The 1296-nt window shown below is 62.5% G+C and carries 2 protein-coding genes; one reads left to right on the forward strand and one right to left on the reverse strand.

Features of this window, described 5'->3' with window-relative positions; all coding sequences use genetic code 11:
- Positions 1–696 (reverse strand): 3-oxoacid CoA-transferase subunit A (locus tag AC1D1X_RS23585; protein WP_477699384.1); only part of this gene is annotated, 696 nt, incomplete at its 3' end.
- Between the two features lie 112 nt (positions 697–808).
- Here AC1D1X_RS23585 and AC1D1X_RS23590 point away from each other — a divergent pair.
- The coding region (locus tag AC1D1X_RS23590) for an IclR family transcriptional regulator domain-containing protein (protein ID WP_477699385.1) at positions 809–1296 on the forward strand (488 nt) is incomplete at its 3' end.

Here is a 1296-nt window from a genome sequence, read left to right on the forward strand (position 1 = left end):
GCCTGCTTGCGTGGCGGTGCGTTGAATCTTCACGATGTGATGGACAAAGATGCCCGGGGTCACAACGGCTTCGGGGTCCAGCGCGCCGAGCTCGACGATCTCGTGCACGGTGGCAATCGTCTTTTCCGACGCGGTCGCCATTACCGGGCCAAAGTTGCGTGCGGCCATGCGGTAGGTGAGGTTGCCCCAACGGTCGCCGCGCTCAGCCTTGATAAGGGCCACGTCACCGCGGATAGGCATCTCAAGCACGTATTGCTTGCCGTTGATTTCGCGGGTTTCCTTGGCGCTGCCGTCGGCGTTGCGCGCCAGCTCGGTGCCATAACCCGTGGGGCAGAAGAAGGCGCCTATGCCGGCGCCCGCGGCGCGTATGCGCTCGGCCAGGTTGCCTTGCGGCACGAGTTCGAGCTCGAGCTTGCCGCTGCGGTACAGGCCGTCAAACACCTGGCTGTCAGCCTGGCGCGGAAAGCTGCAGATGATCTTGCGCACGCGCCCGGCCTTGAGCAGCGCCGCCAGGCCCGTTTCGGCATTGCCGGCGTTGTTGTTCACTACCGTCAGGTCTTTGGCGCCCTGCTCTATCAGGCCGTCGATCAGCTCATTGGGGATGCCGGCAGTGCCGAAGCCGCCAATCAGCACGGTTGAGCCGTCTTTCACATCCGCCAGCGCGTCGGCGACGGAGGCGGCAATTTTGTTGATCATTCCAAAGTCTCCAGCTGCGGGCGGCTTGCAGAAATCATTGAGCCACCGCTTAAATATTGTTCGACATAAGAACAAGAGTTCGTATAATGAATTCTAGGAGATTTTGATCACCATGGCAAACGCTGCATCCACGTCCAGTACCGGCCCGAAGCCCGGAGACGCCTACGTCCAGTCGTTTGCGCGCGGGCTGGAGGTTATACGCTCGTTCAGCACTGAAGCACCGCGGCAAACACTGACTGAAGTGGCCGGTCGCAGTGGCTTGAGCCGTGCGGGCGCGCGCCGCATTTTGCTGACGCTGGAGACGCTAGGCTACGTGCACAACGACGGCAAGCTGTTCAGCCTCACGCCGCGCATCCTGGATCTGGGCTTTGCCTATCTGTCCTCCATGCCGATCTGGAACCTGGCTGAGCCGGTGATGGAAGCGCTGGTCGCGGAGGTCAAGGAGTCGTGTTCGGCCGCGGCTCTGGACGGCACGGACATCGTCTACGTGCTGCGTGTGCCGACGCACAAGATCATGAGCATCAGCCTGGGCGTGGGCTCGCGCCTGCCGGCTTACTGCACGTCGATGGGGCGGATGCTGCTGTCGGCCCTGCCTGAGGC

Source organism: Polaromonas sp. P1_G4, from assembly GCF_056405475.1.